Source organism: Streptomyces sp. NPDC014676, from assembly GCF_043084105.1.
In the GTDB taxonomy this organism is placed as follows: Bacteria; Actinomycetota; Actinomycetes; order Streptomycetales; family Streptomycetaceae; genus Streptomyces.
Genome location: NZ_JBIBZI010000017.1, coordinates 47,461 through 71,597 on the forward strand (window position 1 = coordinate 47,461; position 24,137 = coordinate 71,597).

At 74.6% G+C, this 24,137-nt stretch carries 18 protein-coding genes; 11 read left to right on the forward strand and 7 right to left on the reverse strand.

What is annotated here, in order from left to right; all coding sequences use genetic code 11:
- Positions 1-16: 16 nt before the first annotated feature.
- Positions 17-2,209 (forward strand): OmpL47-type beta-barrel domain-containing protein, encoded by a 2,193-nt coding sequence (locus ACF1DX_RS33435; RefSeq protein WP_391795018.1) that lies wholly within the window; start codon positions 17-19, stop codon positions 2,207-2,209.
- 70 nt (positions 2,210-2,279) lie between these two features.
- Here the strand turns inward: ACF1DX_RS33435 and ACF1DX_RS33440 are convergent, their stop codons facing one another.
- Positions 2,280-3,470, reverse strand: coding sequence for a zinc-dependent alcohol dehydrogenase (locus tag ACF1DX_RS33440; protein WP_391794915.1), 1,191 nt, complete (start codon positions 3,468-3,470; stop codon positions 2,280-2,282).
- A gap of 29 nt (positions 3,471-3,499) precedes the next feature.
- Here ACF1DX_RS33440 and ACF1DX_RS33445 point away from each other — a divergent pair, with 29 nt between their 5' ends.
- On the forward strand, positions 3,500-3,673 hold the full coding sequence (locus ACF1DX_RS33445) for a hypothetical protein (RefSeq protein ID WP_391794916.1): 174 nt from the start codon (positions 3,500-3,502) through the stop codon (positions 3,671-3,673).
- A gap of 3 nt (positions 3,674-3,676) precedes the next feature.
- Here ACF1DX_RS33445 and ACF1DX_RS33450 read toward each other — a convergent pair whose 3' ends face one another.
- The gene (locus ACF1DX_RS33450) at positions 3,677-4,141 is read right to left on the reverse strand and encodes a MarR family winged helix-turn-helix transcriptional regulator (protein WP_030855894.1); all 465 of its coding nucleotides are present in this window, start codon (positions 4,139-4,141) and stop codon (positions 3,677-3,679) included.
- A 142-nt stretch (positions 4,142-4,283) separates the two neighbouring features.
- Here ACF1DX_RS33450 and ACF1DX_RS33455 point away from each other — a divergent pair, with 142 nt between their 5' ends.
- The 6 genes from ACF1DX_RS33455 to pcaD are packed head-to-tail and all read left to right on the forward strand — an operon-like array spanning position 4,284 to position 9,511.
- Positions 4,284-5,039 (forward strand): CoA transferase subunit A, encoded by a 756-nt coding sequence (locus tag ACF1DX_RS33455; RefSeq protein WP_391794917.1) that lies wholly within the window; start codon positions 4,284-4,286, stop codon positions 5,037-5,039.
- Positions 5,039-5,683 (forward strand): CoA transferase subunit B, encoded by a 645-nt coding sequence (locus ACF1DX_RS33460; RefSeq protein WP_391794918.1) that lies wholly within the window; start codon positions 5,039-5,041, stop codon positions 5,681-5,683. The genes ACF1DX_RS33455 and ACF1DX_RS33460 overlap by 1 nt, the downstream gene beginning before the upstream one ends.
- On the forward strand, positions 5,680-6,459 hold the full coding sequence (pcaH, locus tag ACF1DX_RS33465) for a protocatechuate 3,4-dioxygenase subunit beta (protein WP_391794919.1): 780 nt from the start codon (positions 5,680-5,682) through the stop codon (positions 6,457-6,459). The genes ACF1DX_RS33460 and pcaH overlap by 4 nt, the downstream gene beginning before the upstream one ends.
- Before the next feature lie 6 nt (positions 6,460-6,465).
- Complete coding sequence (gene pcaG, locus ACF1DX_RS33470; protein ID WP_391794920.1) at positions 6,466-7,071, forward strand: protocatechuate 3,4-dioxygenase subunit alpha; 606 nt, start codon at positions 6,466-6,468, stop codon at positions 7,069-7,071.
- On the forward strand, positions 7,068-8,399 hold the full coding sequence (pcaB, locus tag ACF1DX_RS33475) for a 3-carboxy-cis,cis-muconate cycloisomerase (protein ID WP_391794921.1): 1,332 nt from the start codon (positions 7,068-7,070) through the stop codon (positions 8,397-8,399). Before pcaG ends, pcaB begins: the two co-directional genes overlap by 4 nt.
- Positions 8,396-9,511 (forward strand): 3-oxoadipate enol-lactonase, encoded by a 1,116-nt coding sequence (gene pcaD, locus ACF1DX_RS33480; RefSeq protein WP_391794922.1) that lies wholly within the window; start codon positions 8,396-8,398, stop codon positions 9,509-9,511. The genes pcaB and pcaD overlap by 4 nt, the downstream gene beginning before the upstream one ends.
- A 60-nt stretch (positions 9,512-9,571) precedes the next feature.
- Here pcaD and ACF1DX_RS33485 read toward each other — a convergent pair whose 3' ends face one another.
- Positions 9,572-12,292 (reverse strand): ATP-binding protein, encoded by a 2,721-nt coding sequence (locus tag ACF1DX_RS33485; protein WP_391794923.1) that lies wholly within the window; start codon positions 12,290-12,292, stop codon positions 9,572-9,574.
- Positions 12,293-12,555: 263 nt separating this feature from the next.
- Here ACF1DX_RS33485 and ACF1DX_RS33490 point away from each other — a divergent pair, with 263 nt between their 5' ends.
- Entirely contained in the window at positions 12,556-13,569 is a 1,014-nt protein-coding gene (locus ACF1DX_RS33490) for a DUF2510 domain-containing protein (protein ID WP_391794924.1), read from the forward strand.
- A 143-nt stretch (positions 13,570-13,712) separates the two neighbouring features.
- On the opposite strand, the gene ACF1DX_RS33495 is transcribed toward ACF1DX_RS33490, so the two are convergent.
- The gene (locus ACF1DX_RS33495; RefSeq protein WP_391794925.1) at positions 13,713-14,327 is read right to left on the reverse strand and encodes a TetR/AcrR family transcriptional regulator C-terminal ligand-binding domain-containing protein; all 615 of its coding nucleotides are present in this window, start codon (positions 14,325-14,327) and stop codon (positions 13,713-13,715) included.
- A gap of 159 nt (positions 14,328-14,486) precedes the next feature.
- Between ACF1DX_RS33495 and ACF1DX_RS33500 the strand changes: the two genes are divergently transcribed.
- Both ACF1DX_RS33500 and ACF1DX_RS33505 read left to right on the forward strand, forming a co-directional pair.
- A complete protein-coding gene (locus tag ACF1DX_RS33500; protein ID WP_391794926.1) occupies positions 14,487-15,284 on the forward strand; it encodes a phosphatase PAP2 family protein in 798 nt (265 codons plus the stop codon).
- Positions 15,281-16,255 (forward strand): hypothetical protein, encoded by a 975-nt coding sequence (locus ACF1DX_RS33505; RefSeq protein WP_391794927.1) that lies wholly within the window; start codon positions 15,281-15,283, stop codon positions 16,253-16,255. The genes ACF1DX_RS33500 and ACF1DX_RS33505 overlap by 4 nt, the downstream gene beginning before the upstream one ends.
- Positions 16,256-16,289: 34 nt before the next feature.
- Here ACF1DX_RS33505 and ACF1DX_RS33510 read toward each other — a convergent pair whose 3' ends face one another.
- The 3 genes from ACF1DX_RS33510 to ACF1DX_RS33520 form a co-directional block, all read right to left on the reverse strand.
- On the reverse strand, positions 16,290-18,344 hold the full coding sequence (locus ACF1DX_RS33510; RefSeq protein WP_391794928.1) for a phosphocholine-specific phospholipase C: 2,055 nt from the start codon (positions 18,342-18,344) through the stop codon (positions 16,290-16,292).
- Between the two features lie 151 nt (positions 18,345-18,495).
- Positions 18,496-20,538 carry a hypothetical protein gene (locus tag ACF1DX_RS33515; protein WP_391794929.1) on the reverse strand — a complete coding sequence of 681 codons (2,043 nt, stop codon included), beginning with the start codon at positions 20,536-20,538 and terminating at the stop codon, positions 18,496-18,498.
- Entirely contained in the window at positions 20,535-24,134 is a 3,600-nt protein-coding gene (locus tag ACF1DX_RS33520; protein WP_391794930.1) for a DUF5682 family protein, read from the reverse strand. Before ACF1DX_RS33520 ends, ACF1DX_RS33515 begins: the two co-directional genes overlap by 4 nt.
- Between the last annotated feature and the right edge of the window lie 3 nt (positions 24,135-24,137).

A 24,137-nucleotide genomic window follows, 5' to 3' on the forward strand; every position in this document is an offset into this window, starting at 1 on the left:
GACACGGCAACGGAGAATGTGGGCCGGCCTGCTGGCCGCCCTGCTCATGGTGCTCGGCCTGCAGACGGCCTCCGCGGCCGGCGAGACCGGGTCCACCGACGCCGAAGCGGCGGAGCAGGTGCTCACCTGGACCGCCGGTGACGGCATCACCGCGTACACGTCCGCGCCGACGACCGCGGTGGCCGGTCCGGCGACCATCGTGTTCGAGAACAGCGCGGCGACCGGCAACACCACCGGGATGCCGCACACGCTGACGTTCGTGACCTCCGACCCGGAGTTCAACAACGACGTCCAGCTGAACATCATGGCCAATCCGAACGACGCCCAGGGCGGCAAGTACACCGCGGAGGTCACGCTCACTCCGGGCCGCTACTTCTACCACTGCACCATCCCCGGCCACGGCGAGATGCAGGGCATCCTGACGGTGACCGAGGGCGGCGGCGGTGAGGACACCACGGCGCCCGAGGCCACGGCGAAGGTGACCGGCTCGCAGAACGCCGACGGCGAGTACGTCGGTTCGGCGAGCGTGACCGTCGAGGCCACCGACGCGGACTCCGGCGTGGAGCGGATCGAGTACGCGATCGGTGCCGACGGCGCCTGGCAGCCGTACACCGCCCCGGTCGTCGTGGACCGGATCGGCACGCACACGGTGCGCTACCGCGCCCTGGACAAGGCGGGCAACGTGTCGGCCGAGCAGAGCGTCGGGTTCACCGTCGTCGCCCCGCAGACGGACGACACCACCCCGCCGGAGACCTCGGCGACGGTGGCCGGTGAGAAGAACGACAGCGGGGACTACATCGACATGGCGACGGTCACCGTCACCGCGTCGGACACCGGCACCGGCGTCAACACCATCGAGTACGCGATCGGCGCCGACGGCGCCTGGCGGGCGTACACCGGTCCGGTGATGGTGCACGAGGTCGGCACGCACACCGTGCGCTACCGCGCCACCGACAAGGCGGGCAACACCGCGGCGGAGAAGAACGTGGAGTTCACGGTCGTCGCCGCTCCCCCGCAGGACACCACCCCGCCGGCGACCGGTGTGACCGTGGCGGGCACCAAGAACTCCGACGGCGCCTACGTCGGTGACGCCACCGTGACCGTCAGCGCCGACGACGGGCACGGGGGTTCCGGTGTCGCCGGCATCGAGTACTCGCTCGACGGCGGGCCCTACCTGGCGTACACCGGGCCCGTGGTCGTGGACCGGGCGGGCCGGCACACGGTCGCGTACCGGGCGAGCGACAACGCCGGCAACACCTCCGAGCCGCTCACGGTGAGCTTCACGGTCGTGGCGGACGGCGGGGTGCCCGCGCCCAACTGCCCCGAGTACGACGAGCGGTTGACGGTGATCGTCGGCACGGTCGACTCGGGCGTGCCGAACCGGGTCACCAACAACCGGTGCCGGATCGGCGAGCTGATCGAGGACGAGAAGGAGTGGACCTCCCAGGCGCTGTTCCTGAAGCACGTGAAGAGCGTGCTGGACAGGCTCGAGAAGGAAGGGGTCGTCGACCAGCGGGAGTACCGGGCGATCAACAAGGCGGCCCGGCAGTCCGGCATCGGCAAGCCCGGCCAGAACGAGGGCTACCGAAAGATCCTGGACGGCAGCGCGGAGTCGTTCGCCCAGTGGGAGCAGGTGGGCGGTGGTTCGTTCGCGCTGAACCCGGACGGGTCGATCACCTCCGGCACCACCCGGGGCGGGCTCGGCATGCTGTGGTTCCCCGAGCGCACGTACGGCGACTTCTCGCTGAAGCTCCAGTGGCGTGACGACGCCCCGGGCACCGGCAACGCCAACTCCGGTGTGTTCGTGCGGTTCCCGCAGATCCACGACCACCCGGAGGAGCCCCGGCCGGAGTGGGCCGCCATCAAGTTCGGGCACGAGATCCAGGTGTTCGACTCGCCCACCGGCGACATGTACAAGACGGGCTCGGTCTACGGCTTCGACCGGGTCGGCCTGGCCGGCGCGGGCGTGACGCAGAAGGGCACCTGGAACGACTACGAGATCCGGGTGGTGGACCAGCACTACTCGGTCTACCGCAACGGTGTGCTGATCAACGAGTTCGACAACACCGGCGGCCGGGAGTTCACCCCGCCGCGCTCGGACGACCCGGGCACGGACGGGCGGCGGTTCGCCTCCGGTTACATCGGGCTGCAGGTGCACGGCACGACGGACGTCGTCTCCTACCGGGACGTCCGGATCAAGGAGCTGTAGTCCCCACGGTTCGTGACGGGCCGGGAAGCCGGGGGTTTCGGCTTCCCGGCCCGTCACGGCGGGCCGTGGGTCAGGGCCGCATCAGCACCTTGACCGCGCCGTCGCGCTTGTCCTGGAACATCGCGTAGGCGTCCGGGCCCTCGGCGAGCGGCACGCGGTGGGTGGCGAAGTCGTCGACACCCAGCGGGTCCTCGTCGGTGAGGTAGGGGATGATCTCGTCGCTCCAGCGGCGTACGTTCGCCTGGCCCATGCGCATCTGGATCTGCTTGTCGAACAGGGTGAGCATGGGCATCGGGTCGGCCATGCCGCCGTAGACGCCGCTGATCGAGATCGTGCCGCCGCGCCGCACCAGTTCGATCGCGGTGTGCAGGGCGGCGAGCCGGTCGACGCTGAAGCGTTCCGCCATGGGGCCGCTGAGTTTGCGGGGCAGCAGCGCCGAGGCGTTCTGCACCATGCGGGCCGCCGCGCTGCCGTGCGCCTCGGTGCCGACGGCGTCGATCACGGCGTCGGGTCCGCGACCGTCGGTCCGGTCGCGGATCGCGGTGACGAGTTCCTTCTCGTCGTCGAAGGAGCGCAGGTCGAAGGTCTCCACGCCCCGTTCCTTCGCCCGGTTCAGCCGCTCCGGGACCAGGTCCACGCCGAACACCTGCCCGGCGCCCTTGACCTGGGCGACCCGGCAGGCCATGTCGCCGATGGGGCCGAGTCCGAGCACGGCGACGCTGCCGCCCTGCGGGACACCGGCGTACTCGACCGCCTGCCAGGCGGTGGGCAGGACGTCGGAGAGGTAGACGAACCGGTCGTCGGACGGCCCCTCGGGGACCTTGATCGGACCGTACTGGGCCTGCGGGACCCGCAGGTACTCGGCCTGGGCGCCCGGTACCGCGCCGTACAGCCGGGTGTAGCCGAAGAGGGCCGCGCCCATGCCCTCGGCGTCGACCTGGGTGGTCTCGCACTGGGTGGGCAGTCCGGTGAGGCACATCCAGCAGTTGCCGCAGGCGATCTGGAACGGCACCACGACCCGGTCGCCGGCCTGGAGGTCGGGCACCGCCGCGCCGACCTCCTCGACGATGCCCATCGGCTCGTGTCCGAGGATGTCGCCCGGGGTCATGAACGGGGTGAGGACTTCGTACAGGTGCAGATCGGATCCGCACAGTCCGGTGGAGGTGACGCGGATGATCGCGTCCGTCGGCTCCTCGATCCGGGGATCGGGCACGTTCTCCACCCTCACGTCCCGCTTTCCCTGCCAGGTCAGTGCCCTCATCGCCGCCCGCTCCCTCCGTGGTGGCCGGTGTGTCGCTCGTGCGGTGGGCGTCCGGGTACCCGAGCGGCCGGGTGCCGAACCGCCGACCGCCGAGCCGGTCGGCGGAAGCCGCCGAGGACGGCACCTCGTTCCGCACCGGCTCCGGGGAGGCGATGGACTTCGCGCGCGGGCAGGTGCGGGTGGTGCACGCGAAGACGCCCTGAGCCTCAGCGCGGTGCGGCCGGGGCGGGGGCCGGGTCGCGCAGTCCCTCGGCCGCGTCGGCCACCCGCCGGATCAGGCCGATGAAGAGCGCCTGCTCGCCGGCGTCGAGCGGGGCCAGGAAGACCTGGTTCATCCGCGCGGTGCGCACCGTCAGCCTGCGGTGGGTGCGCACGCCGTCGTCGGTGAGGCGCAGCAGGAAGCGGCGGCCGTCCTGCGGATCGCGGACCTTGTCCAGCAGCCCGCGCCGGATGAGCCGGCCGATCACCTCGGCGATGGTGGACCGGTCGAGGCCGACCCGCTCCCCCACGGTGCGCTGGTCCAGGCCCGGCTCGGCGACGAGCGCGTTGAGGACCGCGAACTGCGGCGAGGTGATCTCCTCGGAGACCATCGTGTTCCACAGCAGGTGGTGCGCCTGCTGGAGCCGCCGGGCGAGGTGCCCGGGATGGGTGGTGAGGTCCACGGCGGCCATGTGCGCTCCCCCGGTCGTTTCATCGGTGCACTGATTTTCAGTGGGCAGCAGAAGAGTACTGGACAGGGAAGGCGCCTCGTGTAAATACTCAGTGCGCTGACTAAATGGTCGCGGGTCGCCCGGAAGGGACGGGGTTTCTCGGATGGACAAGGTGGTCGCCTCGGCTGCGGAGGCGGTGGCTGACGTGCCGGACGGCGCGTCACTGGCGGTGGGCGGCTTCGGCCTCAGCGGCGTGCCGAACGTACTGATCCAGGCGCTGTACGAGCGGGGGACCGACGGGCTGTCGGTCGTCTCGAACAACTGCGGGGCGATGGAGTCCGGGCTCGCGGTGCTGCTGGCGGCGGGCCGGATCGCCCGGGTGACCGGTTCCTACATCGGCGCGAACAAGGAGTTCGCCCGGCAGTACCTGGCCGGTGAGCTGGAGGTGGAGCTGATCCCCCAGGGCACGCTCGCCGAGAGGCTGCGCGCCGGGGGCGCCGGCATCCCGGCGTTCTACACCCCGGCCGGAGTGGGCACGCAGGTCGCCGAGGGCGGGCTGCCGTGGCGCTACGACGGCTCCGGCGGGGTGGCCCTCGCCTCGCCGCCCAAGGAAGTCCGGGAGTTCGACGGCGTCCAGTACGTGCTGGAGCGCGGCATCCGCACCGACTTCGCGCTGGTGCGGGCGGCGAGGGGCGACCGGCACGGCAACCTCGTGTTCAACAAGTCCGCCCGCAACTTCAACCCCCTGGCCGCGATGGCGGGCCGGGTGACGGTCGCGGAGGTGGAGGAGCTGGTCGAGCCCGGCGCCCTCGACCCGGACGCGGTGCACGTGCCGGGCGTCTTCGTGCAGCGGGTGGTCGCCCTCACGCCCGAGCAGGCGGCGGACAAGAGGATCGAGCGGCGGACGGTGAGCGGCTGATGGCCTGGACACGGGAAGAGATGGCCGCGCGGGCGGCCCGGGAACTGAGCGACGGCCAGTACGTCAACCTCGGCATCGGCCTGCCCACGCTGATCCCCAACCACCTCCCGGCCGGTGTCGAGGTGGTGCTGGAGAGCGAGAACGGCATCCTGGGCACTGGCCCCTATCCCACTGAGGACGCCGTCGATCCCGACCTGATCAACGCCGGGAAGGAGACCGTCACGGTCCTTCCGGGCGCCTCCTTCTTCGACTCGGCGCTGTCGTTCTCGATGATCCGCGGCGGGCACATCGACGTCGCCGTCCTCGGCGCCATGCAGGTGTCCGTCCGCGGTGACCTGGCCAACTGGGCGGTACCCGGCAAGCTCGTCACCGGTATCGGCGGCGCGATGGACCTGGTGCACGGCGCCCGCACGGTGATCGTGGTGATGACCCACACCGCGAAGGACGGCTCGCCGAAGATCGTGACGGAGTGCTCGCTGCCGCTGACCGGCAAGGAGTGCGTGGACCGGATCATCACCGACCTCGGCGTCCTCGACGTCACCGACGGCGGACTCGTCCTCGTCGAAACCGCTCCCGGCGTATCCGCCCGGGAGATCACCGCCAAGACCGGAGCCGAACTCACCCTCGGGGAGGGCCTGTCGTGACCGACGTACTCACTCAAGCCGACATCGACGCCGAGATAGCGGCCGAGCACGCCGCGTACGGGAAGCGGGTCGCCGACGGGGCCCCCGTCGAGCACCACCCGCGCCGCGACTACGCGCCGTACCGCTCCTCGGTGCTGCGCCACCCGAAGCAGCCCCTCATCGCCATCGACGTCGCCCAGGACCCCGAGCTGGTGGAGCTGTCCTCCCCCGCGTTCGGGGAGCGGGACATCACCGGGACCGACAACGACCTCACCCGGCAGCACACCGGCGAGCCCGTCGGTGAGCGCATCACCGTCTCCGGCCGGCTGCTGGACCGCGACGGGCGGCCGGTGCGCGGTCAGCTCGTGGAGATCTGGCAGGCCAACTCGGCCGGCCGGTACGCCCACCAGCGCGAGCAGCACGACGCCCCGCTGGACCCGAACTTCACCGGCGTGGGCCGCACCCTCAGCGACGACGAGGGCCGCTACCACTTCACCACCGTCCAGCCGGGCCCCTACCCGTGGCGCCAGCACCTCAACGCCTGGCGGCCCGCCCACATCCATTTCTCCGTCTTCGGCTCGGCGTTCACCCAGCGGCTGGTGACGCAGATGTACTTCCCCGGCGATCCGCTCTTCCCGTACGACCCGATCATCCAGTCGGTGACCGACGACGCCGCACGGCAGCGGCTGATCGCGACGTACGACCACGACCTGTCGGTGCCGGAGTTCTCGATGGGCTACCACTGGGACATCGTGCTCGACGGACCGCGGGCCACCTGGATGGAAGAGGGGCGCTGACCCGCCATGACGAAGATCGACACCACGCGTCCGGAGACCGTGCTGCCCACCCCGTCGCACACGGTGGGCCCCTTCTACGGCCACGCGCTGCCCTTCCCCGGCGGTGAGGACATCGCGCCGCTCGGCCACCCCGACACCGTCACCGTGCACGGGTACGTGTACGACGGCGAGGGCCGGCCGCTGCCGGACGCGCTGCTGGAGCTGTGGGGACCGGACCCCGACGGAAACGTGCCGACGGCGGACGGTTCGATGCGGCGGGACCCGGCGAGCGGCGGCTTCCTCGGCCGCAACGGCGTGGAGTTCACCGGCTTCGGCCGGATACAGACCGACGCGAACGGCCACTGGTACGCCCGTACGCTGCGCCCCGGAGCGCGCGGGGGGAACGCACCGTACCTCAGTGTGTGCGTGTTCGCGCGGGGTCTGCTGGTGCACCTGTTCACCCGGATCTACCTGCCGGGCGACGCGGCGGCGCTGGCGGCGGACCCGCTGCTGTCCCGGCTCGACACCGCGCGCCGCGACACTCTGGTCGCGGGCGAGGAGGGCGCCGGCACGTACCGTTTCGACATCCGCCTTCAGGGCGAGGGCGAGACGGTCTTCCTGGAGTTCCAGTGACATCAGCCGATTCCGACACCGGTCTGCTCGCCCCCGGGTGGGCCGGTTCCCCGGCCGCCGCCGAGACGGCGGACGTGGCGTTCCTGCGGGCGCTGCTCGACGCGGAGGCCGCGCTGAGCCGCGCCCAGGCCGCCCTGGGGCTCGCCCCCGCCCGGGCGGCGACGGCGGTGACGGAGGCGGCCGAGCCCGGCCGGTTCGACGTCGCGTCCCTCGCCGGGCGGGCGCGCGGCGGCGGGAATCCGGTGATCCCGCTGGTCGCGGAGCTGACCCGGGCGGTGGGCGAGGAGTACGGCCCGTACGTGCACCGGGGGGCGACCAGCCAGGACATCATGGACACGGCGATGATGCTGGTCGCCCACCGCGCCCTGGGCCCGGTCCTCACCGACCTCGACCGCTGCGGACGGGCCCTGGCCCGACTGGCCGCCGGGCACCGCGACACCCCGATGCCGGGCCGCACCCTCACCCAGCACGCCGTACCGACGACGTTCGGGCTGAAGGCGGCCGGGTGGCGGTCGCTGGTGCTGGACGCGCGGGACCGGGTGACGGCGGTACGCGGCTCGCTGCCCGCCCAGCTCGGCGGCGCGGCCGGGACGCTGGCGGCCTTCTCCGCGTACGGCGCCGAGGACCCGACCGCGCTGCCGGGTGCGTACGCCCGTGAACTGGGCCTCGCGGAACCGCCGTTGCCCTGGCACACGCTCCGCACGCCGGTCGCCGACCTCGCCGGCTGCCTCGCCTTCGCGGCCGGCGCCCTGGGCAAGCTCGCGGCAGATGTCCTCACCCTCTCCCGTACGGAGGTCGCGGAGGCCGGCGAGGGCAGCGGCGGCGGCTCGTCCGCCATGCCGCACAAGGCCAATCCGGTGCGCTCGACACTGATCGCGGCGGCGGCCCGGCGGGCGCCGCAGCTCGCGGCCACGCTGTACGGCTCCCTGGTCGCCGAGGACGAACGGCCGGCCGGGGCCTGGCACGCCGAGTGGGAACCGCTCAGGGACCTGCTCCGCCTGGTGGGCGGTGCCGCCCGCGACGCGGCCGAACTGGCCGAAGGCCTGCGGGTGCGTCCGGACACCATGCGCGAACACCTCGGACTCACCCACGGGTTGATCGTCTCCGAGCGGCTCTCCGCCGAGCTGGCGCCGGTCCTCGGCCGCGCCCGCGCGAAGGAGCTGCTGACGGAACTGGCCCGGCGGGCGTACGAGGAAGGCCGCGACCTCGGCGAACTGCTCGCCGCGGAATCCGAGTTGCAGGAGGTCGACCTCACCGGGGCGACCGACCCCGTCCGTTACACCGGCTCCGCCGGAGCCCTCACCGACCGTGCCCTGGAGCGACGTTGACCGACCGACTTCTCCACCACGCGCAGGAGGGCCCCGCCTCCGCTCCCCCGCTGCTGCTCGGCCCTTCGCTCGGCACGTCGTACGCCCTGTGGGACAAGGTGGCGCCCGAACTGTCGGCCGCGCACCGGGTGGTCCGCTGGGACCTGCCGGGGCACGGCGGTTCGGCGGCGGGGCTGATCGGCCCCGGAGCGACCGTCGGCGATCTCGCCGGTCTGGTGCTCGCGCTCGCCGACGCGCTCGGCATCGAACGGTTCGCGTACGCGGGCGTCTCGCTGGGCGGCGCGGTGGGGCTGCACCTGGCCGTGCACCGTCCGGACCGGCTGTCCTCGCTGGCCGTGATCTGCTCCTCGGCGCACTTCAACGGCGCCAGGCCGTGGGAGGAGCGGGCGGCGCGGGTGCGGAGCGAAGGACTCGCCGGGCTCGCGGAGGGCGCGGACGCCCGGTGGTTCACGCCCGGGTTCACCGTGCCGCGGCTGGTCCGGGACCACCGGGAGGCCGACCCGGAGGCGTACGCCGCCTGCTGCGACGCGCTGGCCGCGTTCGATCTGCGGGACCGGCTGGCGGAGGTGTCCGTGCCGACGCTGCTGGTGGCCGGCCGGGAGGACCCGGCGACACCGCCCGGGCATCTGCGGGAGATCGCGGACGCGGTGCCGGACGCCACGCTCGTGGAGCTCCCCGGTGCCTCGCACCTGGCGCCGGCCCAGCGCCCGGAGGCGGTGCTGACCGCGTTGCGGACCCACTTCGACGGGCCCGCCCGGCGCGGTATGGAGGTGCGCCGGGAGGTGCTGGGCGACGCGCACGTGGACCGGGCGCAGGCCGGGCAGACACCGTTCACGGCACGCTTCCAGGACTTCATCTCGCGCTACGCCTGGGGCGAGATCTGGACCGATCCGACCCTCACCCGCCGCGAACGCAGCATGATCACGCTCACGGCGCTGGTCGCGCACGGCCACGACGACGAGCTCGCCCTGCACGTCCGCGCGGCGCGCCGCAACGGGCTCACCCCCGAGGAGATCGGGGCGGTGCTGCTCCAGACGGCCGTGTACTGCGGGGTCCCGGCGGCGAACTCGGCGTTCGCGACGGCCCGGCGGGTGCTGGCGGAGGAGGACTGACCGGGGGCGTCCCCCGGGGGTGCGTCCGGATCCTGCCAGCGTCGCGGGCCCTGGCACCGCTCACCGGAGCCGGCCCGGCCCGGACGACACCCCCTGGCGTGGTCCCACGCCCGCCCCGAGCTCCTGTCCGGCCCGCTCCGCCAGGCCGTCCGCGCCGCAGGAGCGGGCCAGGGCGAGGCCGCGTTCGAGGTCGGGGACGGAACGGGCGAGGATGCCGTACTCGACGCGGGCCGCGGCGTGTTCGTACTGGCAGGGGGAGGACTCCAGGTAGGTGACCGCCTGGGCGGCGAGGCGGACCGCGCGCTGGCCGGTCTCCAGGGCGGCGGCGACGCGCAGGGCCTCCCCTATGGCGGTGTCCGTGCCGAAGCGTTCGGCCTGCCGACGTACGTCGAGGGCGAGCCGGGCGGCCCGGGCCGGGTCCTCGGTGGCGAGGGCGCGGGCGAGGTCGGCGGCCCAGAAGACGTGCACCGGATTGTGGTGGCCGCGCGCGGCCGCCGCCTTCTGGGCCTCCTCCAGTTCGTTGACGCCCTCCTGGACGCGGCCGACGGCGAGCAGCAGCCGGCCGCGCACGGAGCGCGGGTCGGGCAGCACGATGGTGGACGGGTAGGGCGGTGCGAAGTCGTGCTGTTCGGCCACCGCCCAGGCCTCGTCGACGTGACCGCGGGCGAGCAGGGTGTCGACGAGGTTGCAGGTGGCCGTCCAGTACAGGGGCAGTCCGCGGCCGACGCGTTCGGCCAGGCGCAGGGACTCGCGCAGTTCCGCCTCCGCCGCCTCCAGCCGGCCCCGCCTGCGGTGCCCGAGTCCCACGTAGGCGTGGGCCAGGGCCAGGTGGCCGCCGCTCCAGCCGGCCGTGTCGTAGGCGTGCAGGGCCTCGTGGTAGAGGCTCTCGGCGCGGTCGAGGCGGTCGGTGTAGGCGTAGGCGTAGGCCAGCATCAGCAGCAGCTCGACGCCCCACTCGGAGTCGGTCCAGCCGAGGCCGGGGGCGAGGCGGCCGTTGACGAGGGCGCGGTCGCAGATCTCCACGATCTCCTCGGCGTTCTCGCCGCGCATCATGGCGTCGAAGCCGCGCACGATGAGCAGCGCGCGTTCGGAGTTGTCCCGGCCGGTGCAGGTGGCGGCGAGTTCGGCCAGCCGCTCGGAGCGGCCGGGGGAGACGGCCTCACCGGCGTGGATGCCCTCCCACATGAACTGCACGGTCCGCAGCCGCAGTTGCGCGGGGCCGGGTTCGAGCCGGGCGGCCTCCGCCTCGACCGTGCGGACGGCCTCCTCCAGCTGGTCGTTGTGGAGCAGCGCCTGGGAGAGGCGGACCACGGCGTCCACCCGCCGGTCGCCGTCGAGGCCGGGCATGCCGAGGGCGGCCCGCAGGTGGCCGATGGTGCGGGCGGGCGCGGTGAGGAAGGTGGCGCAGCCCAGTTCGTAGAGGACGTGTGCGTGGACCTCGGGGCGGGGCGGTTCCTCCAGGGCGCGTTCCAGGCAGCGGCGGGCGGCGTCCGGGGCGCCGACGGCGAGGTGTTCGCGGGCGGCCTCGCGCAGTTGCCAGACGAGTTCCGCGTCGTCGTCCGGGTGCACTTCGAGGAGGTGACGGGCGGCCGCGGCGGCACCGCGTCCGGAGTCGGTGACGATCCGGGCGGCGATGCCGTGCATGGCGCGGCGCAGCGCGTCGGGGATGGAGTTGTAGACGGCGGTGGCGATCAGGGGGTGGACGAACTCGAGGCCGGCGGGGGCGGTGCGGCCCGTGGCGGACGGGTCGGGGGCGGTGAGGATGCGGGCGCTGCGCAGGAGTTCGGCGCAGCGGGCGGCGTCGTCGACGTCCAGGGTGGCGAGCCGGGCCACCAGGTCGACGGTGATGTCGTTGCCGAGGATGGCGGCGGCCCAGGCGAACCGGGTGGCGTCTATGCCGAGTTCCTCCAGCCGGGCGACGAGGCCGCCGCCGCGTGCGGAGCGGTTGAGCTCGCGCAGTTCGCCGGCGTGCGCCTCGACCGGTTCCAGCTCGCTGTCCCGCACCTTGGCGAGGAGTTCGACGGTCTCGTAGGGGTTGCCGCCGGTGACGGCCCACACCTCGCGGCAGAACGCCGCGTCGGCGTTCTCGCCCAGGGTGGCGCGGGTGAGTCCGGCCGCGGCCTCCGGGGTGAGGACGCTGAGGGTGGTGACGGGGTGGCCGGCCGCGTCGGCGACGGCGTCCAGGTACCGGGCGCCGGCTCCGGAGACCTCGCCGGACCGGCGGGCGACCACGACGAGGACGGACAGGTCCGCCAGGCGTTCGGCGAAGGCGGCGAGCCAGCGCAGGGTCTCCTGGTCGGCCCAGTGCGCGTCGTCGATCAGCAGGACCAGCGGCCAGTCCCGGCGGGCCAGCCGGCGCACGGCGGCGACCAGTCCCTCGCACACGCCCTGCGGGTCGGCGTGCCCCTCGCCGGGGTCGGCTATGCCGAGGGCGGGGCCGGCGATGTCGTACCAGTCGCCGAGGTACTCGCGGGCCTCCTCCGGCAGCATCGACACCAGTGCGGGCTGGAGGAGCCGGCGCACGACGTTGAAGGGGACGGTGCGCAGGGTCTCGCCGCCGCGGGCCGACCACACGGTGCAGCCGCGCCGTTCGGCGATGCGGCGGGTCTCGGCGAGCAGCGCGGTCTTGCCGAGTCCGGCCTCGCCCCGGAGCACCAGCAGGCCGCCCGGTGAGGAGCGGTCCGCGCACAGGGTGTCGACGGCCCGTGTGATGGCGGCGACTTCCTCGTCGCGCTCCCACAGGCCGGCCGAGGTGGCGGCCGGGGGCCGTACCTCCGTCATCCCGCTACCTCCCCGAGTCGCCCGAATGACGTACAGACCTTGAGCGTAGTCCCCCCGCCGCCGCGGTGGTGCCCGCTCGGGCCACGTGTTGCCGTGACGGGTGACACGGCCCCGCCGGGTCGACGCGTTCCGTCCCTCACCAGGCGTCCTGATGGTCAACTCCCGTCAAGGGGTGGGGAGATGACAATCTCCGGGGCGGGCGCGGCGGAGGTGTGACGGGGCCCTCTCATCCGGCTTTCACCGAGGCCTCATACGGTAGGGGCATGACGCAGGTGACTCCTCCCGGGTGGTACCCCGACCCCGGGCAGACGAATGAGGGGCCGGCCACCGAGCGCTGGTGGGACGGCAAGGCCTGGACGGAGCAGGTCCGTCCAGTGGGGCCGGCCGCCGCCTGGGGTCCCCCGGCGCCGGGCGGCGCGGGCGGGCCGGCGTATCCGGCCTACCCGGTGTATCCCGCTCCGGCGCCGCCCGGACGGGGCCGGCGGGTGCGGAACGGGATAGCCGTGGCGGCGGCCGTCGCCGTCCTGGCGAGCATCGGTGTGGGGGTGTACGCGCTGACGGACGACGGCGGGGGCGGCGGCACCACGGCCTCGCAGGGGCCGGGCGGACGGGACGGCGGGCCGTTCGGCGACCCGGACGGGCGGGACGGGGGGTCGGGCGGGGACTCCGGTGGTTCCGGGGGTTCGGGTGGTTCCGGCGGTTCCGGCGGTGAGGAGCCGTCACCGGACGGGTCCGAGGCGCCGCGGATCGAGAGCGGTTCGGTGACCGACGCGCTGAGCGGGATCAGTCTGCCCATCCCGGACGGCTGGTACGGCCAGGAGTCGGATGTGGGCGCCTCGGTGACGTCGGAGAGCTCGTACGACTGTCCCGGCGACACCTCCAAGACCTGCACCAAGGGCGGGGCGTACTCGGCACCGGCCCTGGCGTTCGGCACCAAGGGCGCCACCGCCGAGGAGGTCGCCAAGGCGGACATCTCCGCCAACGCCGAGGAGAGCTACGGCGGTGAGGCCTACGGGAAGATCACCTCGCACGACGTCCTCGCGTCCAAGGCCGTGACCGTGGCCGGGCAGAAGGGCTATCTGGTGCGCTGGAAGGCGGTCACGAGCAAGGGCTCCGACGGGTTCGTCCAGTCGCTGGCCTTCCCGTCCCCCGCGCGGCCGCAGCAGATCGTCGTGGTCCGCTTCGGGGTGGACACCGACCAGAAGCAGTCCGTCCTCGACGAGATCACCGAGGGCATCGAGGTGTCGTCGGGCGGCGGCAACGGGCAGGACGTCTGACACCTGTCGTCCCTGACGGCCGGGTGGGGCACCCCTCCGCTCACGAGGGTGTCCCACCCGGCCGGGGTGGGCGCCGCCCCCGTCCCCACGGTGCGGCGCGGTCAGGCCGCCGTACGGTCATCCCGTCGACGGCGGCCTGCGTCTCATGCGAGGCCGAGGGCCGGCAGGACGGCGGCCTCGACGAACCGGAGCAGATAGTCCGCGTCCGCGTTGCGGCCCTCCAGCGTGGGCCGGACCCGCAGCACGCCGAAGAGCTGCGCCGGGACGTACTCCAGCGCCGGGTTCCCGGCGTCGACCTCCCCGCGCTCGACGCCGCGCCGCAGGATCTCCTCCAGCGCGCCGATCTCCGGGTCGACCAGTGCCTCGCGCAGCGCCTGCGCCAGTTCCCGGTCCTGGAGGACCGCGTGCCCGAGCGCCTGGAGCAGCGTGGTGTCCTTCGGCGACCACTCCCCCGCGCACCGCGCCGCCTCGCGCAGGTCCCCGGCGAGGGTGCCGGTGTCGATGCGGGCGAACCGCGTCTGCCGGCTGGAGCGCAGGGCGGCGGCGACGAACTGCGGTTTGGTCCGCCACTGCCGGTACAACGTGGACTTGCTGCACCGCGTGCTGGCGGCGACGCCCTCCATGCTCACGGCGTCGTAGCCGCACGCGCGGATCTGGTCCAGCACGGCGTCGAAGAACTCCCGCTCGCGCTCCGGGGTGATCTTGGAGCGGCGCGAGGTTCCGGCCGGCCCGGGTCGGTCCGCGTCCTGCGACGTCATCGCTCGGCTCCTTGCTCCTTCGAGTGAGGCGTACGTCATCGATACGCCAGTGTACCGGTACGCGACCGTATCGGTACACTGGCGTATCGGTACGACCCCGTATCGATGAGAGTCGGTACCCGCGCGCACCGTCTGCACCACGACAGAAAGGGCCGGGGGATGAATGGCCGCAAGGAGCCTGGACCCGCGGGGTCCGACACGCCGGCGCGTCCGCCGCTCGTCCGTGAACTCCTGCTGGTGGCGGGGCTCTTCCTCGTCTACAAGCTCGGCCGGCGACTGGCGACCGGCCACACCGGCGAGGCGTACCGCAACGGCCGCGGGGTGTGGGACCTGGAGCGCGCGCTCCGTCTGCCCGGCGAGGGCGCGGTGCAGTCCCCGCTGCTGCACGGCGAGGGGCTCGCGCACCTCGCGAACACCTACTACGCGGTCGTCCACTTCCCGGCCACCGCGGCCTTCCTGGTCTGGCTCTACCTGCGCCGCCCGGTCCACTACGTCTGGGCCCGCCGGATCCTGGCGGCGGTCACCGCCGCCGCGCTGGTGCTGCACCTGACGTTCCCGCTCGCCCCGCCGCGGATGCTCGCCGCCACGGGCCTGGTGGACACCGCCCGGGTGTACGGGCCGTCGGTGTACGGCCCGCCGGAGGCCGACCGGCTCTCGAACCAGTTCGCGGCGATGCCCTCGCTGCACTTCGGGTGGGCGCTGATGGTGGCGGTCGGCCTGGTCGTCGCCACGCGCGCGTGGTGGCGGTGGCTGTGGCTGCTGCACCCGCTGGTGACGCTGCTGGTGATCGTGGGGACGGCGAACCACTTCTGGCTGGACGCGCTCGCGGCGGCGGTGCTGCTGGGCCTCGCGCTCGCGGTGCTGCGCCTGCCGCGGCACACGGCGACGGAGGCGGGACGGACACCGGCCCGTCCTGTGCCGGCGCGGGGCCGGGCGCTCGCGGGGGCGGGCCGGTGAGCGCCGTCGTCGTCGCCGTCCTGCTGTCCCTCGTCTCCGCCGTCGCCTACGCCGCCGCGGCGGTGGCCCAGGAACGGCTGGCCTCCCGGTCCTCCGGCACCGGCACGCTGCGGCTGCTGGCCGACGGCGCCTGGTGGTGGGCGGTCGCGCTGAACGCCTCGGCCGCGCTGCTCCACGTGGTGGCGCTCACGTACGGCCCGCTCACCGTGGTCCAGCCGCTCGGCGCCCTCACCCTGGTCGCGGCGGTGCCCCTGGGGGCGCGGCTCGCGGGGCGGCCGGTGAGCGCGGTCGAGTGGCGGGGTACGGCGCTCACCCTCGCCGGTCTGGCGGCGGTGCTGGTGACGGCGTCCGGGCCGGCTCCCGACGACGTGCTGGGCGTACCCGAGGCGCTGGTCGTCGCGGGCGGTACGGCGTCGCTGATCGGCCTGCTGGCGTGGCCGGGGTCCCGGCCCGGTCTGCGGCACGCGACCGCGTCGGGCATCGCCTCCGGGGTGGCCTCGGCGCTCACCCAGACCGTGACGGTCGCGGTGACGGACCGGTCCGGTCCGCTGCCCGGCGTCCAGGTGGCCGTGGTGGCGCTGCTGGTGGCCGCCTTCGCGGCCGGCGGGCTGCTGCTGTCGCAGACCGCCTACCGGGGCGGCCTGGGCGCCCCGCTCGCGGTGGTCACCCTGACGAACCCGCTGGCGGCCGCGGTGATCGGCCTCTCCCTCCTGGGCGAACGCCTCCGCGACGGCCCGGCGGGCGTCCTGCTCGCCCTGACCGGCGCGGGGCTCGCCTCCTGGGGCGTGCTGCTGCTGAGCAGGGCGACGCCCCGGCCCACGGCGGCCCCGGCGGTCCCGGAGCCGCTCGCCCCGTTGGCCGCGGTTCCGGCGGCCCGGCTTCCCGCGGAGGACCGCCGGGTCATCGGTGCGCCGCTCCCGGAGACGGGGCCGGCGGTGACGGACCACCGGCTCCGGGACAGCGCGGCCTGAGACACGCCCCCCGGCCCGTCCGGCGGGCCGGCGGTCAGTCCGTGGCGATCGCCGGGTCGCTGACGCCCGGCCGGCCGTTCTCGACGTGCCCCACGAAGCGGCGAAGGTACGCCGGCTCGGTCGCGGAGGTGACCGTCAGGTCGTACCAGCGGTGGCTCGAACGCAGGCCGACGGTGCGGTGCACGGTGGCGCCGGGGCGGACGGTGACGGTCACGGGGCGGCCCCCGTATCCGTCGGCCAGCCGCAGCCGGGCCGTGCCGGAGCCCTCGTTGACGAACGTCAGCCGGACGTCGTCGCCGGTGTGGCGGGCGGTGACCTCGCAGCCGGCGGTCCCGTTCGGGCCGCGGAAGACACGGAGGAACCCGTTCGGGCCGTGCACGGTCAGGTCGTACGAGCCCCCGGAGTACGCGGAGTTCCAGGTGTCCGAGATCTCCTTGCCGGCCTCGGTCGTGTAGGTCCAGGGGCCGTCGGCGCGGTTGCCGGACGTGACCAGGAAGGCGGCGCCCGCCCGGGCACCGGAGGCGAAGGTGAGCGTGAACCTCCCGGTCGCCGGGTCGGCGGAACCGTCCACCGCCGGGGCGTACTTCAGCGGGCGGGCCGGGCGCAGCCCGCGCTCCTGGCGGGGCATGCCGGCGTCGGCCGGGGGCGTGGGCCGGTAGTCGGGGTGACGGTCGCGGTCCTGCGGCTCGTAGGCGTCGGTGTCCGGCAGGCGGGCCGGCCGGCTGTCCTTGCGGGAGAAGTCGAAGGCGGAGGTCAGGTCGCCGCAGATCGCCCGCCGCCACGGCGAGATGCCCGGCTCGCGCACGCCGAAGCGGCGCTCCATGAACCGGATGACCGAGGTGTGGTCGAACGTCTCCGAGCAGACGTATCCGCCCTTGCTCCACGGTGAGACGACCAGCATCGGCACGCGCGGGCCGAGCCCGTAGAAGCCCTCGCGGTGGGCCGTGCTGCCCTCGAAGACGTCCAGGGAGACGTCGACGGTGGACCGGCCCTGCGCGGCCGACTTCGGCGGCAGCGGCGGCACCACGTGGTCGAAGAAGCCGTCGTTCTCGTCGTACGTGATGAACAGGGCGGTCTTCGCCCAGACGGCCGGGTTGGAGGTGAGCGCGTCCAGGACCTGGGAGATGTACCAGGCGCCGTAGTTGGACGGCCAGTTGGAGTGCTCGGAGAAGGCCTCGGGGGCGGCGATCCAGGAGATCTGCGGCAGCCGGCCGGCCTTGACGTCGGCGCGCAGCCGGTCGAAGTAGCCCTCGCCGTTCTTGACGTCGGTGCCGGTGCGGGCCTTGTCGTACAGGGGGTCGCCCGGCTCGGCGTTCCGGTACTTGTTGAAGTACAGCAGGGAGTTGTCGCCGTAGTTGCCGCGGTAGGCGTCGGAGATCCAGCCCCAGTGGCCGGCCGCGTCCAGGCCGTCGCCGATGTCCTGGTAGATCTTCCAGGAGATCCCGGCCTCCTCCAGGCGCTCGGGGTACGTCGTCCAGTCGTAGCCGAGTTCGTCGTTGCCGAGGACCGGGCCGCCGCCCTCGCCGTCGTTGCCGGTGTGGCCCGACCACATGTAGTAGCGGTTGGGGTCGGTGGAGCCGATGAAGGAGCAGTGGTAGGCGTCGCAGACGGTGAAGGTGTCGGCGAGCGCGTAGTGGAAGGGGATGTCCTCGCGGGTCAGGTACGCCATGGTGGTGGTGCCCTTGGCGGGCAGCCAGCGGTCGTACTTGCCGTTGTTGTAGGCCTCCTGGCCGTCGGGCCAGCTGTGCGGCAGCCCCTCCAGGAACTGCATGCCGAGGTCGTCGGCCTCCGGGTGGAAGGGCAGGACCTCCGTGCCGTCGGCCTTGGTCTGGTGCCACACCGACCTGCCGCCGTCCAGGGTCACCGGGTGCGGGTCGCCGAAGCCCCGGACGCCGCGCAGCCTGCCGAAGTAGTGGTCGAAGGAGCGGTTCTCCTGCATCAGGACGACGATGTGCTCGACGTCCTCGATCGACCCCGAACGGTGGTTGGCCGGGAGCGCGGCGGCCCGCTCGATGCTCGCGGACAGCGCGCTGAACGCCGTGGTGGCGCCCGCGAGTTGGAGGAATCGACGCCGGTTGACTTCGGGCATGGACGAGGGCCTCTCGTGCGGTGCGGGATGCTGAGGGGGTGCGCGCGAAAGGAGTGTTCCAGGAGCAGCGAACATCGGGGAAGGGCGCCGTGGCGCGGACGTGAAGGTCGTCGGTACGTGAGGTGCGGCGACGCGCCGTGCACCGCACCGGTCACCGTGCGGACCCGGACGGACCCGGTGCGTGGCCGAGCCAGTTGTCCCGGCGCAGCGCCGCCTCGGTGCCGGTGAGGTACACGGCCGTGGCGAGCCACTGGGCCGTGTACCGGTCGGGGTCGCCCTCGTCGAGGCGGCCGAACGCGTCACGGGTGCGGTCGGCGGCCACCGCGCCGAGCGCGGCGGCCAGGGCCGCGCCGGTGACGAACCCGTCGCGGCGCAGGACGGCGGCGTGGCCGCGCAGGTCGTCGCCGCGCGCGGATTCGGCGGCGGCCCGGCGTCCCCCGGCGACGGCCAGTTCGACCAGCCGGCGGACGCGCCAGAGCGGTGAGTCGTCCACGGGACCGGCGGGGGCCGGTTCGGGCGGGGAGGGCGGGTCCGCCGGGAAGTGGTCGTCCCGGAGGTGGTCGTAGCCGAGGTCGGCGCGGCCCTGCCAGTCGTCCGGCAGGCGCAGGGTCGCCCCCGTGCCGGGGACCGGGGCGACGGCGAGCGGGCGGAGGGTGGTGACCCGGTCGGGGTCGAGGCGTCCGACGACCCGGATCCGCAGCCCGGGGTGCCCGCCCAGGCGTCGCAGGTTCGCGGTGTGGGCGAGAGCGGGATGACGGTGCGCGGGGGCCAGCCGGACCGGTCCGCCCGCCCTCCCCGGCAGTACGCGGACCAGGAGGTCCTCGCCGTCGGTGGCGGCGATCTCCACGTCGCGGAGGATCAGTGGCCCGGTGGGCCCGGCTCCGTCGGGGTCCGGGTCCGGCGGGGGCCAGGGCCGTCCGGCGGCGAAGGCGGCGCGGACGCCCGGTTCGGGCAGCAGGCGGCCGTCCGGGGCGACGACCGCTCCGGTGACGATCAGGCCGCCGCGCGACACCCGGAAGTGGTCGCTCAGGAAGGACCGGAGGGCGACGTGGGCGGTGCCGGCCCGGCGGGCGCGGGCGGGGCCGCCGGGCTTGACGTCGGGGAGCGTGTACCCGTGGCCCTCGTCGTCGACGAGGTGGGTGACCACCCCGCCGAGGCCGCCCGGCCCGATCACCGGTTCGCGGCAGACGCCGTACAGCCGCAGCGGTCCGTCGGGGCGGTGGTGGGGGCGGACGGCGCCGATGAGCGCCGGGTCGGGGTCGGCGGACCTCAACCGGTGGGTGACGAGGAGGAGTTCGCGCAGGGCGTCGACCAGTGCGGTGAGGGCGCGGGGACCGTACGGGTCACGCTCGTCGCGCAGGTGGCGTACGACGTCCAGGGCGGCGGCCTCCGCACGGTGGAGACCCGCGAGGCGGGCGGTGTGGGCGGCGCGCAGCAACTCCGCCTGAAGGACCGCTCCGGCCCCGGCGGTTCCGGCGGACAGCACGGCCGCCGCCGCCGTCCAGAGCCCGGAGGCCGCCCGTGTCCGGTCGGCGGAGGGGACAGGGGCGGACCGGCGTCCCGAACCGGCAGGTGGCTCCTTCTCGGCGCCGGGACGGCCGGGGGCGGCCCGGCGGCCGTCGTCAACGGGACGGCCGGTGCCGGCCGGGCGGTCCGGGCCGGTACGACGGCCGTCACCGGCGCCCCGGCCCTGGCCCGGCGCCCCGTGCGGGCCGCCGGCCTCGACAGGGCCCTGTCCCGGACCCGCGCCCCTGCCCCGCCCGGCGGACCGGACCGGAGCCGCCGGACGGTCCGCGTCGGCCGCGGGCGTCGTATCGGCGGCCGGGTCCGGAGCCGGCGTCCGGTCCGTATCCGCGCGACGGGCCCGGTCCGCCGGGCCGTCCGCGTCGGCCGCAGGCGTCGCGTCGGCGACCGGGCAGGCGCCCAGGACCGCCGCCAGGTGCAGGCAGCGTGGGGCCAGGAGGCAGGTGCAGTGGGCCTGGCCGGGTTCGGTGACGGTGCCGGACGGGCCGGGGGTCAGGGTCACCCGGGCGTCCTCGCCGCAGCGGACGCGGACGGCGCCGTCCTCGGTGGTGACCGGTGTGCCGGCCAGGGCCTCGACGGCCGCGTCCAGTCTGCCGCGGAGCCGTGTGGTGAGGTGCTCCACCGCGGAGGCGAACACCTCCGGTGCGACGGGCGGGAGGGAGGGGCTCATCGGGTCGCCCCGCGGACGCGCTCGCCCACCCAGCGGGCGAGCGAGAGGGGGCTGAGGGCGGCCACCGGCATTCCGGCCGCGACGAGTCGCCGTGCGACCGGTACCGAGTAGCGGGGGGCTCCGTCGCCGTTCAGGGCGGCGCAGCCCAGAAGGTGGACGCCGGAGGAGACCAGGGACTCGACCTCGGTCAGCAGACCGTCGACCGCGCCGCCCTCCTCGAAGTCGCTGACGACCACCATCAGGGTGCGGTTCGGCACCGTCACCAGGGTGCGGGCGTGCGCGAGACCGGCCGCGATGTGCGTGCCGCCGCCGACCCTCACCTCGAGCAGCAGGGAGAGCGGGTCGTCGATCCGGTCGGTGAGGTCGACGACCCGCGTGCTGAAGGTGAGGAAGTGGGCGGAGAGCATGGGCGCGCCGCCGAGCACGGCGGCGGTCAGCGCCGACCAGACGACCGAGGACTCCATGGACGCGGACACGTCGACGACGAGGATCAGCCGCCAGTCGCTCTGCCGGGCGGCGCGGGTCCTGAAGACCGGCCGTTCGGGGACGATCCGGACGGTGCCGTCCTCCAGGCGTCGGCTGTGGACGAGGTTGGCCCGCAGGGTACGGGGCAGGTCGAGCCGGCCGCCGGGGCGCCGGGAGGGGCGCGGGGTGGTGAGGCCGGTCAGTGCGGGGCGCAGCCGGCCGGCGAGTTCCCGGGTGAGTTCCTCGACCAGCCGTCTGACCAGGGGACGGAGGCGGGCGATCCGCTGTTCGGGCATTCCCCTGGCGAGCGACAGCACGGCGGACAGCAGCTCCACGGAAGGGCGTACCGCGTCCGGGTCGAGGTGGTCGATCACGTCCGTACGCCCCTTGACCGCGGCGCGTCCCAGGACCTCCTCCCGGATGTCCGGGCCGAAGAGCGCTTCGAGGTCCTCGGCCCAGTGCCGGACGCTGGGGTAGCCCGGGCCCTGGCCCGCGGTGAGCTCGTCCGTGTCACCGCCGCGGCCCGGGACCGCCTCCCCCGCCTCCTCCGCGCCGCCGTCCGTGCCCTCGTCCCCGGTCGGCCCCTCCGCTCCGAACAGCTCGTCCAGGGCCCGGGCGTACGGCACCAGCTCCGGGGGGAGTTTCGCCGTGTCGCGGCCGAGCAGCAGCCGCCAGCGGTCGGCGGGGCCGAGGCGTGAGGCATCGGGCTCCGTGCCCTGGGCGGGCCGCCGGCCGCCCGCCGAAGACGTCCGCCCGTCCGGGACGAGGGCCTCCGGGGCAGGACCGTCCGGGGTCGAACCGTCCAGGGCAAGACCGCCCGAGGCAAGACCGTCCAGAGCCGGACCACCCGAGGCAAGACCGTCCGTGGGCGGAGGGTTCACCAGGTCCGCCAGGCCCAGTTCGTTCAGCAGGGCGAGCCCCTCGTCGTCCGCCCCGGCCCACCGGCCGGCCGTCTCGGCGGGCGCGGTGAGCCGGAGGTCGGGCCGGGCGCCGAGCCGGCCGGTCACGGCCGCCAGCAGTCGCCCGCGTCCGTCCGGGGTGAGCGCCCGGAAACCGCCGCGCAGCGCGGGAAGCCGGTCGAGGAAGCCCCGGTCGTCCAGGGTCTCGACGCGCTCCAGCAGCGGGTCGAGGGAGGCGGGCAGGGACGCGATCAGCGGTCCGGCGGCGACGAGCAGACCGGTGAGCCGGCGCTCCAGCCGGTGCCGGGTGTCCGGTGCCGTCGCCGAGTCGATCCAGCCGGCGAGTCTCCTGCCCAGCAGCTCCGAGCTGTCGAGGTCGAGCAGGACCCGGGCGGCCAGGGCCGCTCCCTGGACGAGCGGGGAACCGGTGCGCGCGAGCGCGTACAACTCTCCGTCCAGGCGCAGTCCGAGCCGTTCCTCACCGCTGCGGACGGCCAGGGTCACGAGGGCGGCGGCGTCCTCCGTCCCGTCGCTGCCGGCCAGCCCGGGCAGGGTGCGGACGGCGGCTTCCAGCAGGAGGTCGTGGAGCGCCGCCGCCCGGAGGCGTGTCCGCCCGGTGGTTCCGGGCAGGTGCTCCCGGCGTATCGCCTCCACCAGGTCCATGCACCGCAGCAGTTCGGGAAGCGTGGCCGCCGCGGGCAGGACCCGTGCGGCCTGCGTGAGGCAGTCGCCGACCAGCTCCGGCAGGGCGCACCGGGCCGCTGCTCCCAGCAGGTCGACGACCCGCGCCGGGGTGACTCCGCCGGACTCCGTCGCCCGGTGGTGGTGCGCGCGCAGGGTGCCCTCGGCCGCCTGGGCGGTGGTGACCCCTCGGACGCCCACCAGGTCGAGCCGGGCCGCGACCGACGGGGTCCAGGCCGCCCGCCAGCGTGTGGTGAGGGTGATCCCCTCCCCCGCGGCGGACACCTCGACCGGCTCCGCGTAGCCCACCCCGCACTCCTTGAGCCGCTGGAGCAGGATCTCGCGCCGGGCGTCGAGGGCGGAGCGCAGCGGCGAGAGCCGGACCTCCCGGCTTCCGGTGCTGCCCGGCCCCGGCAGCCGGAGCGAGGCGAGCTCCGCCTCCACCCAGGGCCCGAGACCGGACCGGGGTGTGCCGGGGGCGAGCCGGCCGCGGTCCGTGCCGACCAGCACCGTCTCCAGGACCCGGCCGGGTGGTGGTCCGCCCTGGCCCAGTACGGACGTCACCGCCTCCAGGAGTTCGCTGCGGCCGGGCGCCGGAAGACCGCGCAGGGTGCCGAGGTCGCAGGCCAGCCGCAGGGTTTCGATCGCCTCGCCGGTGCCCGCGGTGTGGCCGGCCGCGCGGATCTCCCGGCACAGTTCGGTGACGACGCGCGCGGCGGCGTCGCGTGTCCGGCCGGGATCGCCACCGGCGTCGAACACCGCCTGCTGCCAGCGCGGGTCGCGGATGCCGACCGGGTATCCGGAGCGGGGGTCCAGCAGGGCGAAGGCGTACGGCACGAGGGAGGTGACGACCGGGGAGCCCGCGTCGGCCGCCTCCTCCGGGGCCGTGTCCCCGCCCTCGTCGGTCAGTCCGGGCGCGTGGAAGGCGCCGGTCACCGCCGCGACCCGGCGTTTGCCGGCCCCGGCCGCGGCGACGGCCCGGCGCATATGTGCCTCCCGGGCGAGGTCGACGGCCGCGATGCCGCCGCGGGCCGCCCGGTCCCGGCGCACGGCCAGGCCGAAGCCGAGGGCGGCGCGGCGCACGGCGTCGGGAGCGCTGCCGGGTGCGAGCACTTCCACGGTGCGGTCCCACAGGTCGTCCACGTCCGCCCCGGCCGCTTCCGGGCCGGTCGCCGCCGGGCCGGTCGCCGCCGGGCCGGTCGTCCACTCCGGTGCCGTGAGGGGCAGGTCGCAGCAGACCACCTCCGCGCCCCGGTCCCGCGCCCAGCGGATCGCCGCCAGTTCCGGGGAGAAGTCGGCGAGGGGGTACAGGCGCAGCCGTCCGTCCTCGTACGCGCCGGCCAGGGCCACCGGCGCCGTGGTGCGCGGATCGGAGAGATACGGCAGCCAGGGCTGGAAGTCGGCCGGCAGTTCGACACAGACGGCCTCGGCGCCCGCGGCGTCCAGCAGCCGGGGCACGGCGACGGCCAGTGCGGGACTGTGGTGCCGTACGCCGATCAGGTACGGCTCCGTGCGGGCCGCCAGCGCGGCCACCTCTGCTCTCGCGGTCATGGG